Source organism: Polaribacter sp. Hel_I_88 (genome assembly GCF_000687935.1).
Taxonomy (GTDB): domain Bacteria; phylum Bacteroidota; class Bacteroidia; order Flavobacteriales; family Flavobacteriaceae; genus Polaribacter.
Genome location: NZ_JHZZ01000001.1, coordinates 515,184 through 532,032, shown reverse-complemented (window position 1 = coordinate 532,032; position 16,849 = coordinate 515,184). Strand labels below are relative to the sequence as shown.

Genomic DNA, 16,849 nt, shown 5'->3' with positions numbered 1-16,849 from the left:
AATGATTCAACCAATTTCCATAACATCCATAGCTTCAATTTCTGCAATAGGCAGTTCCCAAAATGAAATTTGGGAAAATTACTTGTTAAACAACCATTTCTTATCAGAAAAAGAGGTCAATGGAATGCCAGTTTTTGTTGGGCAACTTTCAGAAGAAAATCAACAAAAAATTACGGAATTAAGAAAATCAGATGCTAAATATAGAAGTTTAGATGATGCTGTTTTGTTTGCTATTTTTGTTTCTAGAGAAGCCGTAAAAAGCTCAAATTGGGAATCAGAATCTAATTTCGGCGTAAATTTTGGTTCTTCAAGAGGGGCAACAACCCTGTTTGAAAAATATCACAAAGAGTTTTTAGAAACTCAAAAATCATCAACCTTAAGTTCACCAACCACAACTTTAGGGAATATTTCTTCTTGGGTTTCGCACGATTTACAAACATTTGGACCAGAAATATCGCATTCAATAACCTGTTCTACAGCTTTACATTCTTTATTAAATGGTGTTGCTTGGATAAACTCAGGAATGTCTAACAAGTTTTTAGTAGGTGGAAGTGAAGCTGCTTTAACCGATTTTACAATCGCACAAATGCAGGCTTTAAAAGTGTATGCAAAGCAAAACTCCAGTTTAAATTCAAACTGTCATTCTGAGCTTGTCGAAGAATTTCCCTGCAAATCTTTCGACTTAAATAAAAAACAAAACACGATGGTTTTGGGAGAAGGAGCATCCGCAATTTGTTTAGAAAAAGGAATTGTAGAAAATTCTTTAGCAACAATTTCAGGAATTGGTTTTGCAACAGAAGTTTTACAACATAATACTTCAATTTCTACAGATGCAAAATGTTTTCAAAAATCTATGAAAATGGCTTTGGGTGAAACTGCTTTAGATGAAATTGACGCAATTGTAATGCACGCTCCAGGAACTATAAAAGGAGATCAATCAGAAGTGAATGCGATTCAAAAAGTTTTTGGCGAAAAAACACCCTTTTTAACCACCAACAAATGGAAAATTGGCCACACTTTTGGATCTTCAGGAATGTTAAGTTTAGAGTTAGGCTTGCTAATGTTGCAATATCAACAAGTAATTGAAGTGCCTTTTGCAGTCAAACAAATTCATCCGAAAAAAATAAAAAATATTTTAATTAATGCTGTAGGTTTTGGTGGAAATGCTGTTTCTGTTTTATTGACAAAATCGTAATAAAATCCTTTTTTGTATCCAATATGAATAAGCTATATTTAATTTAAGCACAGCCTTTCCTAAATACTTTAATTATCTTTGTGAGTATTTTAATTGTAAAAAACAACTAGCTTGAAAGCCACTTTAATTATTGTAAAATATAAACCAATTTTTGCCATTTTTGGCTTTTTATCAATGGCAATTTTCCGAATTCCGCTGTTTTTTAATAAAAACATACAATTTTATAAGTTAATGGGAACAGGTAAAAACGGAACGTTTGATAAAGTTCCAGATTTATCTCAATGGTCTATTTTAGTTACCTATAATGATGAGGTAACTTTGGAAGCACAATTTGGTGGTTTCATTTTAAAATGGTTCGATTTATTTTGTAAAAAACAAACTATTTATATATTACAACCTATTGAAGGTCATGGTTTTTGGGATCAAAAAAAGGTTTTTGGGGAGTTACCTCCAACAACCGATTATGAAGGTCAAATTGCTGTGTTGACAAGAGCCACAATTCGCTTGAATAAATTGCGATATTTTTGGGAAAATGTAGCGCCAATTGCATCACAAATGGTTACTGCAGATGGTTTTATAACATCTTATGGAGTTGGCGAAATTCCTTGGGTAAAACAAGCAACTTTTAGTATTTGGGAATCAAAAGCTGCCATGAAAAAATTTGCCTATAGAATGCCACAACATAAAGCTGTAATTCAAAAAACAAGAAAACAAAATTGGTATAGTGAAGATATGTTTACACGATTTATAGTGAAACAAAAAATCGAAAAATAAACGTTTAAATCTTTAATTTGGTCTTTAAAAAATGAAAACTTCACATTAAATTTTATCAAAGAAACATAGTAAATAAAACTATTTTGTTTCATATTTTTGTAAAAACATAAAACAAATGAAAAAAGTAGCCATTATAGGAAGTGGAGTTGGAGGTTTAGCTACTTCAATTCGCTTGGCTTTAAAGAATTACGAGGTTACTGTTTTTGAAGCAAATCCTTATTTTGGCGGAAAATTATCTTCCTTTGAAAAAGATGGTTTTACTTTTGACGCTGGTCCTTCTCTTTTTACAGCTCCAGAAAATATCGAAGCACTTTTTACTTTAGCAAAAAAAGATATCAATAGTTATTTTACGTACAATGATTTAGATGAAAGTTGTCGTTATTTTTTCGATAACGGAAAAAGGATAATTGCTCAAAAAAATATCGAAGCTTTTGCTGAAGAAGCAGAAAAGGTATTTGGAGAACCAGCAGAAAATATTAAAAAGTATCTTAAAAATAGTAAAAAAGCCTACGAAGATATTGGAGAGCTTTTTTTAGATTTCCCTTTAGATGTAAGCTTAATTACTAAAAGCGAAACATACAAAGCGTTGTTTAGCGTAAAGTTTCCATACATCGTAAAATCTTTGAATAGTTATAACGAATCTAGTTTTAAAACACCAGAAATGGTGCAGCTTTTTAATAGATATGCAACCTATAATGGAAGTAATCCTTATAAAGCACCAGCAATGTTAAGCATGATTTCTAGCTTGGAACAAAGTCAAGGAACTTTTTATCCAAATGGAGGAATGATTACTATTACCAATGCTTTGGTTCAGCTTGCAAAAGATGTTGGCGTTAAATTTCACTTAAATAGTAAAGTAGATAAAATTGAAACTATAAATGATACAGTTACATCAGTTTCTGTGAATGGAAAAAACCACGAAGCAGATTTGATAGTGAGTAATATGGATATTTATTACACCTATAAAAACTTACTTACTAATAAAAAGCTTGCTGCTAAAGTTTTAAAACAAGAAAGAAGTAGTAGTGCATTTATTTTTTATTGGGGAATTAACACTAATTTTCCAGAGTTAGGATTGCATAATATCTTTTTTAGTGAAGATTATAAAAAGGAATTCAAAGAAATTTTTGAAGAATCCATTTTACCTGTCGAGCCAACAATTTATGTGAATATAACTTCGAAATACGATAAAAATCACGCACCAAATAAAAGTGAAAATTGGTTTGTAATGGTAAATGCTCCTGCACATGACAAGCATAATTGGGAAGAACAAAAGGAAAAAGTGAAAAAGTTTATCATCAAACAAATAAATAAGCAGTTAAATACAAATCTTGAAAAGCATATTGTTGTGGAAAACACGCTTTCTCCACTAAATATTCAAGAAAAAACAGCAAGTTTTATGGGGTCTCTTTATGGAACGAGTAGCAATAGTAAAATGGCTGCTTTTTTTAGACAGCAAAATACAAGTAAGCGTTATAAAAATTTATTTTTCTGTGGTGGAAGTGTGCATCCAGGAGGAGGAATTCCTTTATGTTTTAAAAGTGCAAAATTAGTAGCAGATGCAATTAAATAATGTGTTTAAATACAAATATTCGCTAGCAATAGGAATCAGTTTATTGTTTCATGTAAGTGGTATTATTGGTTTAAATTTTACCGATTACAAAGATTTTTTTATTGATAATACTCCTTTAAATTTAATAATATCGATGCTTTTGGTGTTTTTTACACATCAATATATAAATAAATCGTTTTGGATATTTTTTGTAGCTTGTAGTGTTGCTGGTGTGCTTTACGAAATTATTGGCATTAATACTGGTTTACTTTTTGGTGATTATGAATATTCTGATGTAATGGGTTTCAAAATTTTAGGTGTTCCTGTTTTATTAGGTAATTTGTGGTTTACGACGATGTATTGTGTTGGGAGTTTAACTTTTCAGTTGTACAATTGGTTGAAAGCAACCTATAATTTAAAACTTTCAAAGCAAGTTGAGTTTCATGTTTTGGCAATCTTTGGAGCGTTTGCAGCTGTTTTATTAGATTGTTTTTTAGAGCCTGTAGCTATTAAATTAAACTTTTGGCAATGGTTTCCTTATGGAGAAATTCCGATTTATAATTACGTTTGCTGGTTTTTTGGGAGTTTAATTTTGCAATATTTATTTGTAAAATCAAATTTTAATAAAGAAAATAAATTTGCAGTGTATTTATATTGTATTCAAGCTGCATTTTTTATCTCTATTATTTTGTTTTATAAATAAAAGTGCTTTTTAAGTTTATTTTTGTTGAAATTTTTGCAAAATTTACTCAATTTTAGCTTTCATTTTTAGAATTTCTTGTTGCATATTCATTAGTGTATCTTCAAAAGAAGTTGAGAATTCAGGAATTCGCTTGCAAAAAACATAACGAACTCTCCATAATTCTTTAACATCCGAAATTTTGTAAATTTTGTCTTCAATATTTTTATGATCGGCTCTAAAAATTACATTATTATCGGTAACATAAAGTCTTCTGAATAAAATTGTGTCATCAACAATAGCAAAAACCAACGTTCCATTTGTGAGTTTTTTAATAATGTTAGTTGGTGTTTGTTCGCCAATAACAATGTCTTTTGGATAAAAACCCTTGTCTTGGTTGGTCATTTCTAAATTAGAAACTGTAAAGGCTCTAAAAACTTTGGTTGTGTTTATTGGGAGGGAAAGATGAGGCAATTCATCAATAAAAATATCGTTTTTAAAATGTGCCAAATAATCTGAACTATTATTTTCTGTAATACAAGGCACTTTTGCAAAAAGGGCTGTTTTTACATCATTATTAGCAATCGTTAAATTCTCTTTAAACTGTAATAATTCATTAACAGTAATTTCGCTTGTTAGCAATTTATCGATTTTTATGCTAAAATGGTTAGCAATTTTAATAATGGTTTCTATCTTTGGTTCACTTCTTTGTTCTTCGTAAGCGCCTAATGCAGCTCGTTTTAAACCAAAAAGTTCTGCAAAAGCAGCTTGACTCAGTCCTTTTACAGTTCTTATTTTTTTAATGTTTTTTCCAAAAAAAGACATATTTTGCTAATTTTATTTGCAATATTGAAATTTAATTGTATATTTACGCTAACAATATTAGCTAATTGTTTTTAATTATGCTAATTTTATTAGTTTTATTTCTGGTTTTTGATCAATTTAACAAGAAAAACTAATATGATTAGCAATTTATTCATCAACCAAAAACTTTAAACTATGATTTTATTAATAACAAGTATTGCTGTTTTTGTAACAAAACTTGTAGCGATTTTATGTAACTTTTTGTAATATTGAATGTTGTGTGTTTAATTAAAACGAATCCTCAAAAACAACATTGCATTCTACTATGAAAAATTACAATACAAAAATAAAAAATTACTTATTGCAGCTCGATTTTAATATCACTTATGAAAACGAAGAAGATGGTATTTTAATGATAAGCAAAGAAAGTGAAGGGATTAAAAATTTGATTTTAGGAATTGCGCCACCGATGTTAATTATGGAGCAACATATTTTTAACATCAAAAATAAAAACGAAGAAGTTTTTAAAAATTTATTGATAAAAAACAGAGATATAATTCACGGCGCATTTGTGTTAGATGAAACTGGTCAAAAAGTAATTTTTAGAGATACTTTACAAATACAAAATCTGGATTTAAATGAATTAGAAGCCTCATTAAATTCGTTGAGCTTGTTGTTGAGCGAATATTCAGATCAAATTATAAATTTTTCAAAATATTAAAAATTATGAATTTTTTTAAACGATTATTCAAAATGGGTCAAGCTGAAGCCAATGCTGCTTTAGATAATATGGAAGATCCAATCAGATTAACTGAACAAGGAATTAGAGATTTAAAAGTAGAATTGGAAGATGCTTTAGAGTCTTTGGCGCAAGTAAAAGCGTTATCAATTAGAGCAAAAAATGAACACGAAGAATTTGTTGCTAAAGTAGAAAACTACCAAGAAAAAGCAATGTTATTATTAACAAAAGCTAAAAAAGGAGAGTTGGAAATGAAAGCTGCTGAAATGTTGGCAAAAGAAGCTTTAGTAGAAAAAGAAAAATCGAGTACATTAGCAAAAAGTGCTAAAGAAGAAGCGAATCAGTTTGAAAGTTCTGTGCATCAATTGGAAACCAATGTTGCTGAAATCAAAAAAAGCATCAACAAATGGCAAAACGAATTAAAAACATTAAAAGCACGTGTTAAAGTTTCGAATGCAACACAAAAACTGAACAAACAAATGGCGGATATTGATGCTTTTAGCACAGTTTCTATGTTAGAAAGAATGAAGGATAAAGTAACACAGGAAGAAGCGTTGGCTGAAGCTTATGGAGAGAGCACAAATGCTAACTTTTCTTTAGATGCTAAAATTGATAAAGCCATCGATTTTACACAAGATAAAGCAAATAATGAGTTGTTAAAATTAAAAGAAAAACTAGGTTTTACGAACGATTAAATCTTAAAATATTGAACACACTTACAGACATATTATTTTCTCAAGTAAACATTACATTAACCATTTTAATGTTGATACTTATTTTGTATTGGATTGTTACCATGATTTCTGGAACAGATTTCGACATTGATTTTGATGTGGATATAGATGTTGACATTGATGCAGATATTGATACCAGTATTGAAGGTGGAAATTTAGATTTTGAAGATGTATCAAATACACAAATTGAAAAAGAACACATTGTTGGTAAACGCAGAAAGCCTTTAAAATGGTGGCAAGTATTTTTAGTGTATTTCAACTTTGTAGGTTTGCCATTTATGTTTGCTTTTACCTGTTGGATTTTTATTTGGTGGGCACTTACAACTGTTACAACAACAATAACCAATAGTTACGATAATTCTTTTGGGGTTTTAATCATGTTGTTGGCGTTTATTCCATCGTTATTTATCAATAAAATATTTACAATGCCATTTAAAAGTTTCTTTAAAAACTTTAGCAAAGAAGGCGATTTACCAATCGATATTATTGGTAGAAGAGGTGTTTGTTTATCAACCATTAAAGATAATAAAATGGGTTCTGCAGAAATTATTGTGGAAAAAACTCCTTTATCCATTTATGTAAAATCATTAAATGGCGAACAGATTAACTTTAGAGATCCAATATTAATCATTAAACAAAGTACAGATAAAAATTATTATTACGCACAATCATATAAAACTAACTAACTAATTAACTAACTAAATTTTAAAAAACTATGGCAGAAAATTTATCACCACTTATTGGAATTATTATTGGAGTTGCAATATTCCTAATCGTACTTATTGTTGCTATTATAGCAATGTTTTATAAGAAAATTCCACAAGGGCAAGCTTTGGTGAAAACTGGAATGGGAGGCACAAAGGTTGCTACAGATAAAGGAATGTATGTAATTCCTGTTTTTCATAAGGTGGAAATTATGGATATTTCTGTAAAGAAAATCCAAATTGAACGTTTAGGAAACGAAGGCCTTATTTGTAAAGATAATATGCGAGCAGACATTAAAGTTGCCTTTTTTGTGCGCGTAAATAACGAAGTAGAATATATAAAAAAGGTAGCACAAACCATTGGTTGTGCAAGAGCGTCAGACATAAAAACGTTGGAAGATTTATTTGAAGCAAAATTTTCTGAAGCGTTAAAAACGGTAGGTAAAAAGTTTCATTTTATCGAATTGTATGAATCTAGAAGAGAGTTTAGAGACGAAATTGTAGATATTATCGGAACCGATTTAAATGGTTACACTCTAGAGGATTGTGCTATTGATTATTTAGAGCAAACACCAGTTTCGTTCTTAAAACCAGATAATATTTTAGATTCTGAAGGAATCAAAAAAATTACAGAATTAACTGCGGCTCAAAATGTAAAGTCGAATTTAATTATGCGTGATGAACAAAAAACCATCCGCAAACAAGATGTTGAAGCACGTGAAGCAATTCTAGAATTAGACAAACAATTAGCAGAAAAAGAAGAGCAACAAAAAAGAGAAATTGCCAATATCAAATCTAGAGAAGAAGCAACTACCTTAAAAGTTAAAGAAGAAGAGCGTTTAAAATCTGAAACTGCAAGAATATCAACTGAAGAAAAATTACAAGTTGCCGAAGAAAATATGCAGCGTCAAGTAATAGTTGCTGCTAAAAATAAGCAACGTACAGAAGTTGTAGAAACAGAAAGAGTTGAGAAAGATAGAATGCTAGAGGCTACTGAAAGAGAGCGAATTGTAACCTTGGCGCAAATTGAAAAAGAGAAAGTTTTAGAAGTTGAGAAAAAGAACATTCAAGATGTAATTAGAGATCGAGTTGTTTTAGAAAAAGGGGTGGTGCAAGAGCAAGAGAATATGAAAGATATTCAGGCTTTTAAAACTGCGGATAGAGATAAGCAAGTAAAAATCACTAATGCAGAAGCAACAGCAGAAGAAGCGTTAATTAAAACAACTAAAGCTGCAGAAGCACAGAAACAAGCTGCAATTCAACAAGCAGAAGAAATTAATATTGAAGCTTTAGCGAAAAAACAGGCGAGTGAAAAAGAAGCAGAAGCACGTAAAATTTTAGCGGAAGCAACAGCAAAAGAAGAAGCTGTTATAGGAATGTCTGAAGCACAAGTAATGCACGCAAAAGCAGATGCTCATGAACGTGAAGGTTTAGTGGAAGCCTTAATTATTGAGAAAAAAGCTAAGGCAGAAGCAGTTGGAATTGAAGCAAAGGCATCAGCAATACAAAAAGAAGGAATGGCTGAAGCAGCAGTAATTAAAGAAAAAGCATTAGCAGATGCAGCAGGAATTGAAGAGAAAGCAAATGCCATGAAAAAGTTAGATGGTGTTGGAAAAGAACACGAAGAATTCAAGTTGCGTTTAAACAAAGAATTGCAAGTTGATTTGGCTGAAATCAATATTCAAAAAGAAATTGCAGATGCACAAGCAAGTGTAATTGGAGAAGCTTTAAAAGCTGCAAAAATTGATATTGTTGGTGGAGAAACCATGTTCTTTAATCAAATTATTGGGCAAATTACCAAAGCAAAAGGTTTTGATAGATTGACAAAACATTCTGAAAACATTCAAGATGTAAAAGATGCCATTTTAGGAAGCAATGATGTAAAAGGAAACTTGTTAGAAAAAGTGAGAGATTTTGCAACAAAGTATAATGTATCATCAGAAGATTTAAAAAACCTATCTGTTGCTAATATTTTGATGAATTTAAAATCGAAAACTGATGATAATGACGAAAGCAATATGTTTTCGAACTTGATGAATTTAGCAAAAGGTTTAGGTTTAAGTGATAAGAAGTTGGGGTAAAATTTCTTTACAAGTAACTTGTTGTTTACCCCTCAAAGGGTTTCAAACCCTTTGAGGGGTGTGAACTAAAAAAAATAGAATTACTTATTTCTATCCTGCAAGGTTTCTTTTGAACCTTGTAGGTATTAGCAAGAAACCTAATTTAGAATAAAATAAACCTCAAGAATTAAAACATACCTACAAGGTTTTTGAAACCTTGCAGGATAAAAGGAATAATTGACCAAACTCCAAATGCAAAAAGAAGAAAAAAATCAACATAATATTTTAGAAGAGGGCACTTATGAAATTATTCAAAGTCGTCTTCAAAAGCAAAAAGAAGCACTTCAAAACAGACTTGGACAGCTAAACCAAGAACGTGCAAAAGTTTTTGGTAGTGTAGAAACAAAACTGATTGCAAACAACAGAATTAACACAGAAAATAGTTGTATTGCAAGAGATTTAGTAACAATTGGTGACTTAACATTGTTTGGTTACAATGTGCATTTTGGCTTGCGAACTGAAATAAAATTAGACGATGTTTTTAGCATTTATTCTTATGATGGAACACAATTCGTAAACAAAGGATTGTCCATTTTAAAGAATGAAACCTTTATTTTAGACTTTACCAATCTTTATAAATATTACAGAAATACCATTTTTAGCAAATTTGCGATTGTTGGCAATTATTTGCACATGGTTTTTCAATTAAGTGAAAGTGTTAGTGACATCAAAACCTTTAAATGGTTGATTGCTGATGGTTCTTTAACTTATGTTGATAATAGAAGTGAGCACGAATTTAGATTCCCAAATCAGCATGAATATCAATGGCAAGAGGTTTCTAGAGATGCTCATTTTTACGGAAAACATCCACATATTAGTATTTTAGATAAAGTTTTTGTAGAAACTGTTGGTGGCGATTTAACCATTAAAATAGAGAATAATACAGAAGATGGAAAAGGAATTTACAACGAAAATGTAATTCACGCAGACCAAACGTTAGATGATGGAAAATATAGATTCGCAGATTTAGGAAATTTAATCGTTTTAGAGATAAAACCATTTCAAGAAGCGGCTCGTTATTTTGTGTATAATCATAAAATACAAGAAGTTAAACGCATCAATACCATCAAAGATGCAGCTGTTTTATTGCCAAATGATCAAGGAATTATTTTTTCTAACGGATATTATTTGCAATCAGGAGCTTTTAAAATTTTTGACAATCAGTTAGAAGATTTAAAGTTTCAAGACAAAATAACATCTCAAAATGGTGAAGATTTTTTCTATGTTTTTTATCAAGAAAAAACAGGATTGTATGTGTTGATGTCTTACAATGTAATTGAGCAAGAAGTAAAAACACCCATTATTTGTAACGGATTTACCTTCTTAAAAAATGGCGAATTATGCTATTTTAAAGATAATGAAGACCAAACAAGGCATCACGTAATTCAGATTTGGCAAACGCCTTTTATTCAAGGTGCAGAAATTCCTTCAGAACACAAAGATTCTTTTTTATACAAAATTGGGAATAAAGATATTGTAAAAGCAATGGCTGAATGCCAAGTGTTAATTACGCTTTTAAATAAAGAAGACAATTACGATGGTTTGTATGAAGATATCGCTAAAAATTCTTTAGATATTATTGACAGCTATTATTGGATAAAAGAACCAAAAACGTTTGAATTATCAATTCCTTTAGCAGAAATAAATTCGGCTGCAAACTCGGCAATTGATGAGTTTGATAAGGTTGTGCAACTTCGAAAAAATGCTGCAAAAATTACCCAAGAAATTGCAGGGAAAACAAACACATTTTTCAGTAAAATAAAAAGTACTTCTTTTAAATCTATTGATGATTTTGTACAAGCATTATCGCAATTAAGAACTTTGCGTGGCGAAATTATTGGCTACAAAGAAGTACGTTATGTAAATGTTGAATATTTAGTAGAATTAGAAACTGAAATTGCAGCACAAACAGACACCATTTCACAAAGATGTGTTTCTTTTTTATTGGATGAAAAAGCGTTGTTACCATACAATAAAAGAGTTGCTGAAAAGGAAGATGAATTAGAAAAAATCAGCAAAGTAATTGATGCAAAAGCATTAGAAAAAGAAGTCAATCAAATTGTGGCTGATTTGGAATTGTTGATTGAAATTGTATCGAATTTAGAAATTGAAGACACTTCACATTCCACAAAAATTATTGATTCGATTTCTTTGATTTTCTCTACAATCAACCAATTAAAAGCAGCAATTAAGAATAAAATAAAGAGCTTAAGTTCTGCTGAAGCAAGTGCCGATTTTTCTTCTAAAATAAAGTTGATCGATCAAAGTATTGTCAATTATTTAGACATTGCAACCACTCCAGAAAAAACAGATGAACTGCTCAACAAAGTAGCGATTCAGTTAGAAGATTTGGAAGGTAGATTTGCAGATTATGATGAGTTTATTGCTGATATTTTAGAAAAAAGAGAAGAGGTTTACAATGCTTTCCAGGCACGAAAAAGCAGTATTATTGAAGCCAGAAATAAGAAAGCAATTTCTCTAGAAACGGCTGCAAAACGAATCTTAAATGGTGTTGTAAAAAAAGCAGAAAGCTTTAAATTTCAGAATGAAATTAATGGTTATTTCGCATCCGATTTAATGATTAATAAACTGCGAGACATCATTACACAATTGTATGATTTACAAGATGGTGGAAAAGCAGAAATGATTGAAACTGGCTTAAAAACTGCCAAGGAAGATGCTACAAGGAAACTAAAAGACAAGCAAGATTTATACGAAGATGGCGAAAATGTCATCAAGTTTGGAAAGCATAAATTTGGCGTTAACAAACAGGTGTTAGATTTAACAATTGTTTATAAAAACAAGTCGCTTTTTTACCATTTAACAGGAACCGATTTCTACCAAGAAATAGAAAACGAAATCTTACTAAAATCAGAAAAATACTGGAATCAAGCTTTTGTTTCCGAGAATGAAAATGCCTACAGAGCGTCTTATTTAGCATACAGAATAACACAAGAGCATTCAATTGAGGATTTAAATAATTTAACAGACGAAGCGTTGTTGGATTTGGTAAAAAATGTTGCATCCAAAAGTTATACAGAAGGCTACACAAAAGGTGTGCACGATTTAGATGCGTTTAAAATTTTAAAGACATTTATAGTCAAAGAAACGTCTTTAGGATTGTTAAAATATGCTCCAAAAATTAGAGCATTTGCACAATTATTTTGGCATTGTTTATCAGAAGAAAAAAGAACCTATTATAGTGATAAAATAAAAGCGTCTGCAGCAGTTTTAAAAGTATTTCCAAAAAGCGAAAGTCATTTTCAGTTAATTACAGACTTAGGAAAATCGATTCATAAAACATTTGTAGCGATTTTAGTTAATATTAAGGAATACCAAGAAACGAGTCAGTTTGAAATTGCCAACTATTTATTTGATGAATTAAGTGATGAAACTTCTTTCTCTGTAAGTCAGAAAGCAATTACCTTATTTGAAGAATTTACAAAAGTTTTAAATGAAAAAAAGAACGCAAATAATTTAAGAACTGAAATACAGTTGCTTAAAAATGAAGCTTACAAAATTGATATTGCAACAGAATGGGTTTCATCTTTTGTAAAATCGGAACATAAAAAATATTCAGATTATATTTATGAAATTGTTTGCTTGTTTTTATATGAAGATAAATCTTCACAAAACATTGTAAATATTGAAGCAGAAGAAATTATCAAAGATTTATCTGGTAGCCATTCGTCTATAAAAAATCAGGAACTTTTATTTGATTATCATCAATTTGTAGCAACATTAACACATTTTTCTACGGTTGAAATTCCTGGTTTTCATCAATATAAAAAAGAAAAACACAACATTACAGAAGAATTAAAAGAAGATTTAAAATTAGAAGAATTTTTACCACGAGTGTTAACTTCTTTTGTAAGAAATCAGTTAATTGATCAAGTGTATTTGCCTTTGTTTGGAGATAATTTATCGAAACAATTAGGAAGTGTTGGTAGCAACAAACGTACTGACAGAATGGGAATGTTGTTGTTGGTTTCGCCTCCAGGTTATGGAAAAACAACCTTAATGGAATATTTGGCAAACAGATTGGGTTTTATTTTTATGAAAATAAATGGACCAGCAATTGGGCACGAAATTACATCTGTAGATCCAATGTCTGCTACAAATATTGCAGCTCGTGAAGAATTAAAAAAGTTAAATTTAGCTTTTGAAATGGGAAATAATGTAATGTTGTATTTAGATGATATTCAACATTGTAATCCAGAGTTTTTACAGAAATTTATTTCGTTGGCAGATGGAACTCGTAAAATTGAAGGGGTTTATAATGGTCAACCAAAAACTTACGATTTTAGAGATAAAAAGTTCTGTGTAATTATGGCTGGAAATCCGTATACAGAAAGTGGTGATAAATTTCAAATTCCAGATATGTTAGCTAACAGAGCCGATATTTACAATTTGGGAGATATTATTGGAGATACAGCATCTTTATTTAAAATGAGTTTGATTGAAAACTCGATGACATCAAACCCTATTTTAGCACAAATTTCCAACACACATTTTGATGATATGTATCAATTGGTAAAAATTGTGGAAACTGGAAATAGAGAAGGAGTTGAACTCAAAGGAAATTACACCAAACAGGAACTGAATGACTATGTATCGGTTTTAGAAAAAGTAATGATTATTAGAGATCGAGTAATGGAAGTAAATGCAGCCTATATAAAATCTGCTGCAATGGATGAGCAAAACAGAACAGAACCAGCGTTTAAATTACAAGGATCTTACAGAGATATGAATAAGTTAGTTGCTAAAATTGTTCCGATTATGAATAACAAAGAGTTGGAAGTTTTATTGTTATCTCATTATGAAAACGAATCGCAAACCTTAACAAGTGCAGCAGAATCTAATTTATTAAAGTATAAAGAATTGGGTGGTTTGTTAACTGCAGATGAAAAACAACGATGGGAATCTATTAAAACTACGTTTGTGAAAAACAACAAATTAAAAGGTTTTGGAAACGCCAATGAAATGACGCAAGTTTTGGCGCAAATGATGCAATTCAGTGATAATTTAATTGGAATTCAAGAAGTTTTGAAAAAAGGATTAGAGAAATAGACGAAATAATGTATTTTTGGGCTTTCAATGAAATAAGATTTATGAGCGAAGTAAGACATAATTGGACGAAAGAAGAAGTTTTAGAAATATATAATAGACCTTTAATGGAGTTGTTGTATGATGCAGCAACCATTCACAGAAAACAACACGACCCAAATGTGGTGCAAGTTTCTACATTATTGTCTATAAAAACTGGAGGATGTTCAGAAGATTGTGGGTACTGTCCACAAGCTGCAAGATACCATACCAATGTTGAAGGTAATGATTTAATGACCGTAAATCAAGTAAAAGCACAAGCATTAAGAGCTAGAGAATCTGGAAGTTCTCGTGTTTGTATGGGTGCAGCTTGGAGAAACGTAAAAGACGGACCAGAATTTGATCAAGTTTTAGATATGGTAAGAACCATTAATAAATTGGATATGGAAGTTTGTTGTACTTTAGGAATGGTTACAGAAAATCAAGCACAAAGATTGGCAGAAGCTGGTTTGTATGCCTATAATCATAACTTAGATTCATCAGAAGAATATTATAAAGAAGTAATTTCTACAAGAGGATATCAAGACAGGTTAGATACTATTGATAACGTTCGTAAAACAAATGTAACAGTTTGTTCTGGAGGAATTATTGGAATGGGAGAAAAAGCAGAAGACAGAGCAGGAATGTTAGTGGCTTTATCAACGTTAAATCCACAACCAGAATCTACACCAATCAATGCTTTAGTTGCTGTTGAAGGAACTCCTTTAGAAGACGAAAAACCAGTTGAAATTTGGGATATGATTAGAATGGTTGCAACAACTAGAATTGTATTGCCAGAAACGCAAGTGCGATTATCTGCTGGAAGAACTCAAATGAGTAGAGAAGGGCAGGCAATGTGTTTTTTTGCTGGAGCAAATTCTATTTTTGCAGGCGATAAATTACTAACAACGCCAAATCCTGATGTAAATGAGGATATGAAAATGTTTAAATTGTTGGGCTTAAATCCGCAGAAACCTTTTACTAAAAAAGTACAACCACAAACTGTAGAAGCATCAGAATCTCAATTTGAAGCTTTAGGAGAAAAACCAAAGTGGACAAGACCAGCACATAAAATTGAAAGAAACGAAGTAAAGAAACAAGAAGGAAAAACGATGAAAGTTTAACGATGTAATATAAATCGCTAGTTTTTTCTATTTGTAATTTACAAATATTATAAAATCATCAACCTAAAAAGTTGGTGATTTTTGTTTGTAGGAATTTTAAATTTTCAGTTGTTATATAATTCAAAAAAGATAATAATTAATTTTTATTTATATTAACAACTCATATTTAAGTGTTTTATTAATTTTGATCTCCTAAAATTTAAAAGTATGAGTTTAAATTTATCTCAAATAGATAGAGTAGAAACAATCACAAAGCAAGATTTTATAAAAAACTATTTTAAGCCTCAAAAACCAGTAGTTATTGAACGTTTTATAGAAGATTGGCCTGCGTTTTCAAAATGGAATTTAACCTATATAAAAGAGGTTGCTGGAGATAAAACTGTGCCTTTGTATGATGACAGACCTGTAGATTTTAAAGATGGTTTTAATGAGCCTCATGGAACAATGAAAATGGCAGATTATGTAGATTTGCTGAAACGTGAACCTACAAAATTTAGAATTTTTCTTTGGAATGTACTCAAAGAAGTGCCTGTTTTACAGAAAGATTTTAAATATCCAGATTTTGGTTTGCGTTTAATGAAAGGTTTGCCAATGTTATTTTTTGGGGGTACAGATTCCTACACTTTTATGCATTATGATATTGATTTGGCAAATATTTTTCATTTTCATTTTGAAGGTAAAAAGGAAATTATTTTGTTTGATCAACAACAAAATAAGCATTTATATAAAGTTCCACATGCTTTAATTACAAGAGAAGATATTGATTTTTCTAATCCTGATTTTGAGAAATGGCCAGCCTTAAAAAAGGCAAAAGGATATAAAACATCTTTAGAGCATGGGCAAGTTCTATATATGCCAGAAGGTTATTGGCATTACATGAAATATAATACACCTGGCTTTTCTATGAGTTTAAGAGCTATTGCTAGAAACCCAAAAAATTTGGGTAAAGCACTTTACAATGTTTTAATTATGAGAAATTATGATAATTTGATGAGAAGATTGAAAGGGCAAAAGTGGATTGATTGGAAAAATGAGCAAGCAATTTTGAGAACAAAATAAATATTCTAGAAACAATTTTATATTTTATTAATTTTAGTTTGTTGATATTTAGTATCTTGCGAATACCAAACTAAAACTAATTACTATGAAAGCTTGCCCAAAATGCAAATCTGTGTCTAGGCATAGGTTAAAAAGAAAAGGTGTTGTTAAAATAATTCCAGGTTGTAGATCTTATAGTTGTGATAAATGCAACGCACAATACACTTGGTTTCCTTTTGTCAATCTTTCTTTAAGAGTTTAACAAAAAGAGGCTGTCTGAAAAGGCAGTCTTTTTTTTTGC

Annotated in this window: 12 protein-coding genes; 11 read left to right on the top strand and 1 reads right to left on the bottom strand. The window is 30.5% G+C overall.

All coding sequences use genetic code 11. The features are described 5' to 3' along the window. Position 1: 1 nt before the first annotated feature. From P161_RS0102365 to P161_RS17905, 4 genes are all read left to right on the top strand, one after another. Positions 2-1,195: a beta-ketoacyl synthase N-terminal-like domain-containing protein gene (locus P161_RS0102365; protein ID WP_026775483.1), complete on the top strand. Its 1,194-nt coding sequence runs from the start codon at positions 2-4 to the stop codon at positions 1,193-1,195. A 111-nt stretch (positions 1,196-1,306) separates the two neighbouring features. After that, a complete protein-coding gene (locus tag P161_RS0102360) occupies positions 1,307-1,969 on the top strand; it encodes a hypothetical protein (protein WP_026775482.1) in 663 nt (220 codons plus the stop codon). A gap of 115 nt (positions 1,970-2,084) precedes the next feature. Beyond that, the gene (gene crtD, locus P161_RS0102355) at positions 2,085-3,542 is read left to right on the top strand and encodes a 1-hydroxycarotenoid 3,4-desaturase CrtD (RefSeq protein WP_026775481.1); all 1,458 of its coding nucleotides are present in this window, start codon (positions 2,085-2,087) and stop codon (positions 3,540-3,542) included. Continuing rightward, on the top strand, positions 3,529-4,224 hold the full coding sequence (locus tag P161_RS17905; RefSeq protein WP_051605640.1) for a carotenoid biosynthesis protein: 696 nt from the start codon (positions 3,529-3,531) through the stop codon (positions 4,222-4,224). The genes crtD and P161_RS17905 overlap by 14 nt, the downstream gene beginning before the upstream one ends. A 42-nt stretch (positions 4,225-4,266) precedes the next feature. Here the strand turns inward: P161_RS17905 and P161_RS0102345 are convergent, their stop codons facing one another. Next, positions 4,267-5,025, bottom strand: coding sequence for a helix-turn-helix transcriptional regulator (locus P161_RS0102345; protein WP_026775480.1), 759 nt, complete (start codon positions 5,023-5,025; stop codon positions 4,267-4,269). A 304-nt stretch (positions 5,026-5,329) separates the two neighbouring features. Here P161_RS0102345 and P161_RS0102340 point away from each other — a divergent pair, with 304 nt between their 5' ends. The 7 genes from P161_RS0102340 to P161_RS0102310 all read left to right on the top strand — a co-directional run bounded on the left by P161_RS0102340 (position 5,330) and on the right by P161_RS0102310 (position 16,569). Then, positions 5,330-5,725 carry a hypothetical protein gene (locus P161_RS0102340; protein WP_026775479.1) on the top strand — a complete coding sequence of 132 codons (396 nt, stop codon included), beginning with the start codon at positions 5,330-5,332 and terminating at the stop codon, positions 5,723-5,725. 5 nt (positions 5,726-5,730) lie between these two features. Further along, positions 5,731-6,438, top strand: coding sequence for a PspA/IM30 family protein (locus P161_RS0102335; RefSeq protein ID WP_026775478.1), 708 nt, complete (start codon positions 5,731-5,733; stop codon positions 6,436-6,438). A gap of 68 nt (positions 6,439-6,506) precedes the next feature. Further along, a complete protein-coding gene (locus P161_RS0102330) occupies positions 6,507-7,163 on the top strand; it encodes a hypothetical protein (RefSeq protein WP_051605802.1) in 657 nt (218 codons plus the stop codon). Between the two features lie 29 nt (positions 7,164-7,192). Next, positions 7,193-9,262, top strand: coding sequence for a flotillin family protein (locus P161_RS0102325; RefSeq protein ID WP_026775476.1), 2,070 nt, complete (start codon positions 7,193-7,195; stop codon positions 9,260-9,262). 231 nt (positions 9,263-9,493) lie between these two features. After that, positions 9,494-14,371 carry a DNA repair ATPase gene (locus P161_RS0102320; protein WP_026775475.1) on the top strand — a complete coding sequence of 1,626 codons (4,878 nt, stop codon included), beginning with the start codon at positions 9,494-9,496 and terminating at the stop codon, positions 14,369-14,371. A gap of 41 nt (positions 14,372-14,412) precedes the next feature. Continuing rightward, positions 14,413-15,510 (top strand): biotin synthase BioB, encoded by a 1,098-nt coding sequence (bioB, locus tag P161_RS0102315; RefSeq protein WP_026775474.1) that lies wholly within the window; start codon positions 14,413-14,415, stop codon positions 15,508-15,510. A 207-nt stretch (positions 15,511-15,717) separates the two neighbouring features. After that, positions 15,718-16,569, top strand: coding sequence for a cupin-like domain-containing protein (locus P161_RS0102310; protein ID WP_026775473.1), 852 nt, complete (start codon positions 15,718-15,720; stop codon positions 16,567-16,569). Positions 16,570-16,849: the final 280 nt, after the last annotated feature.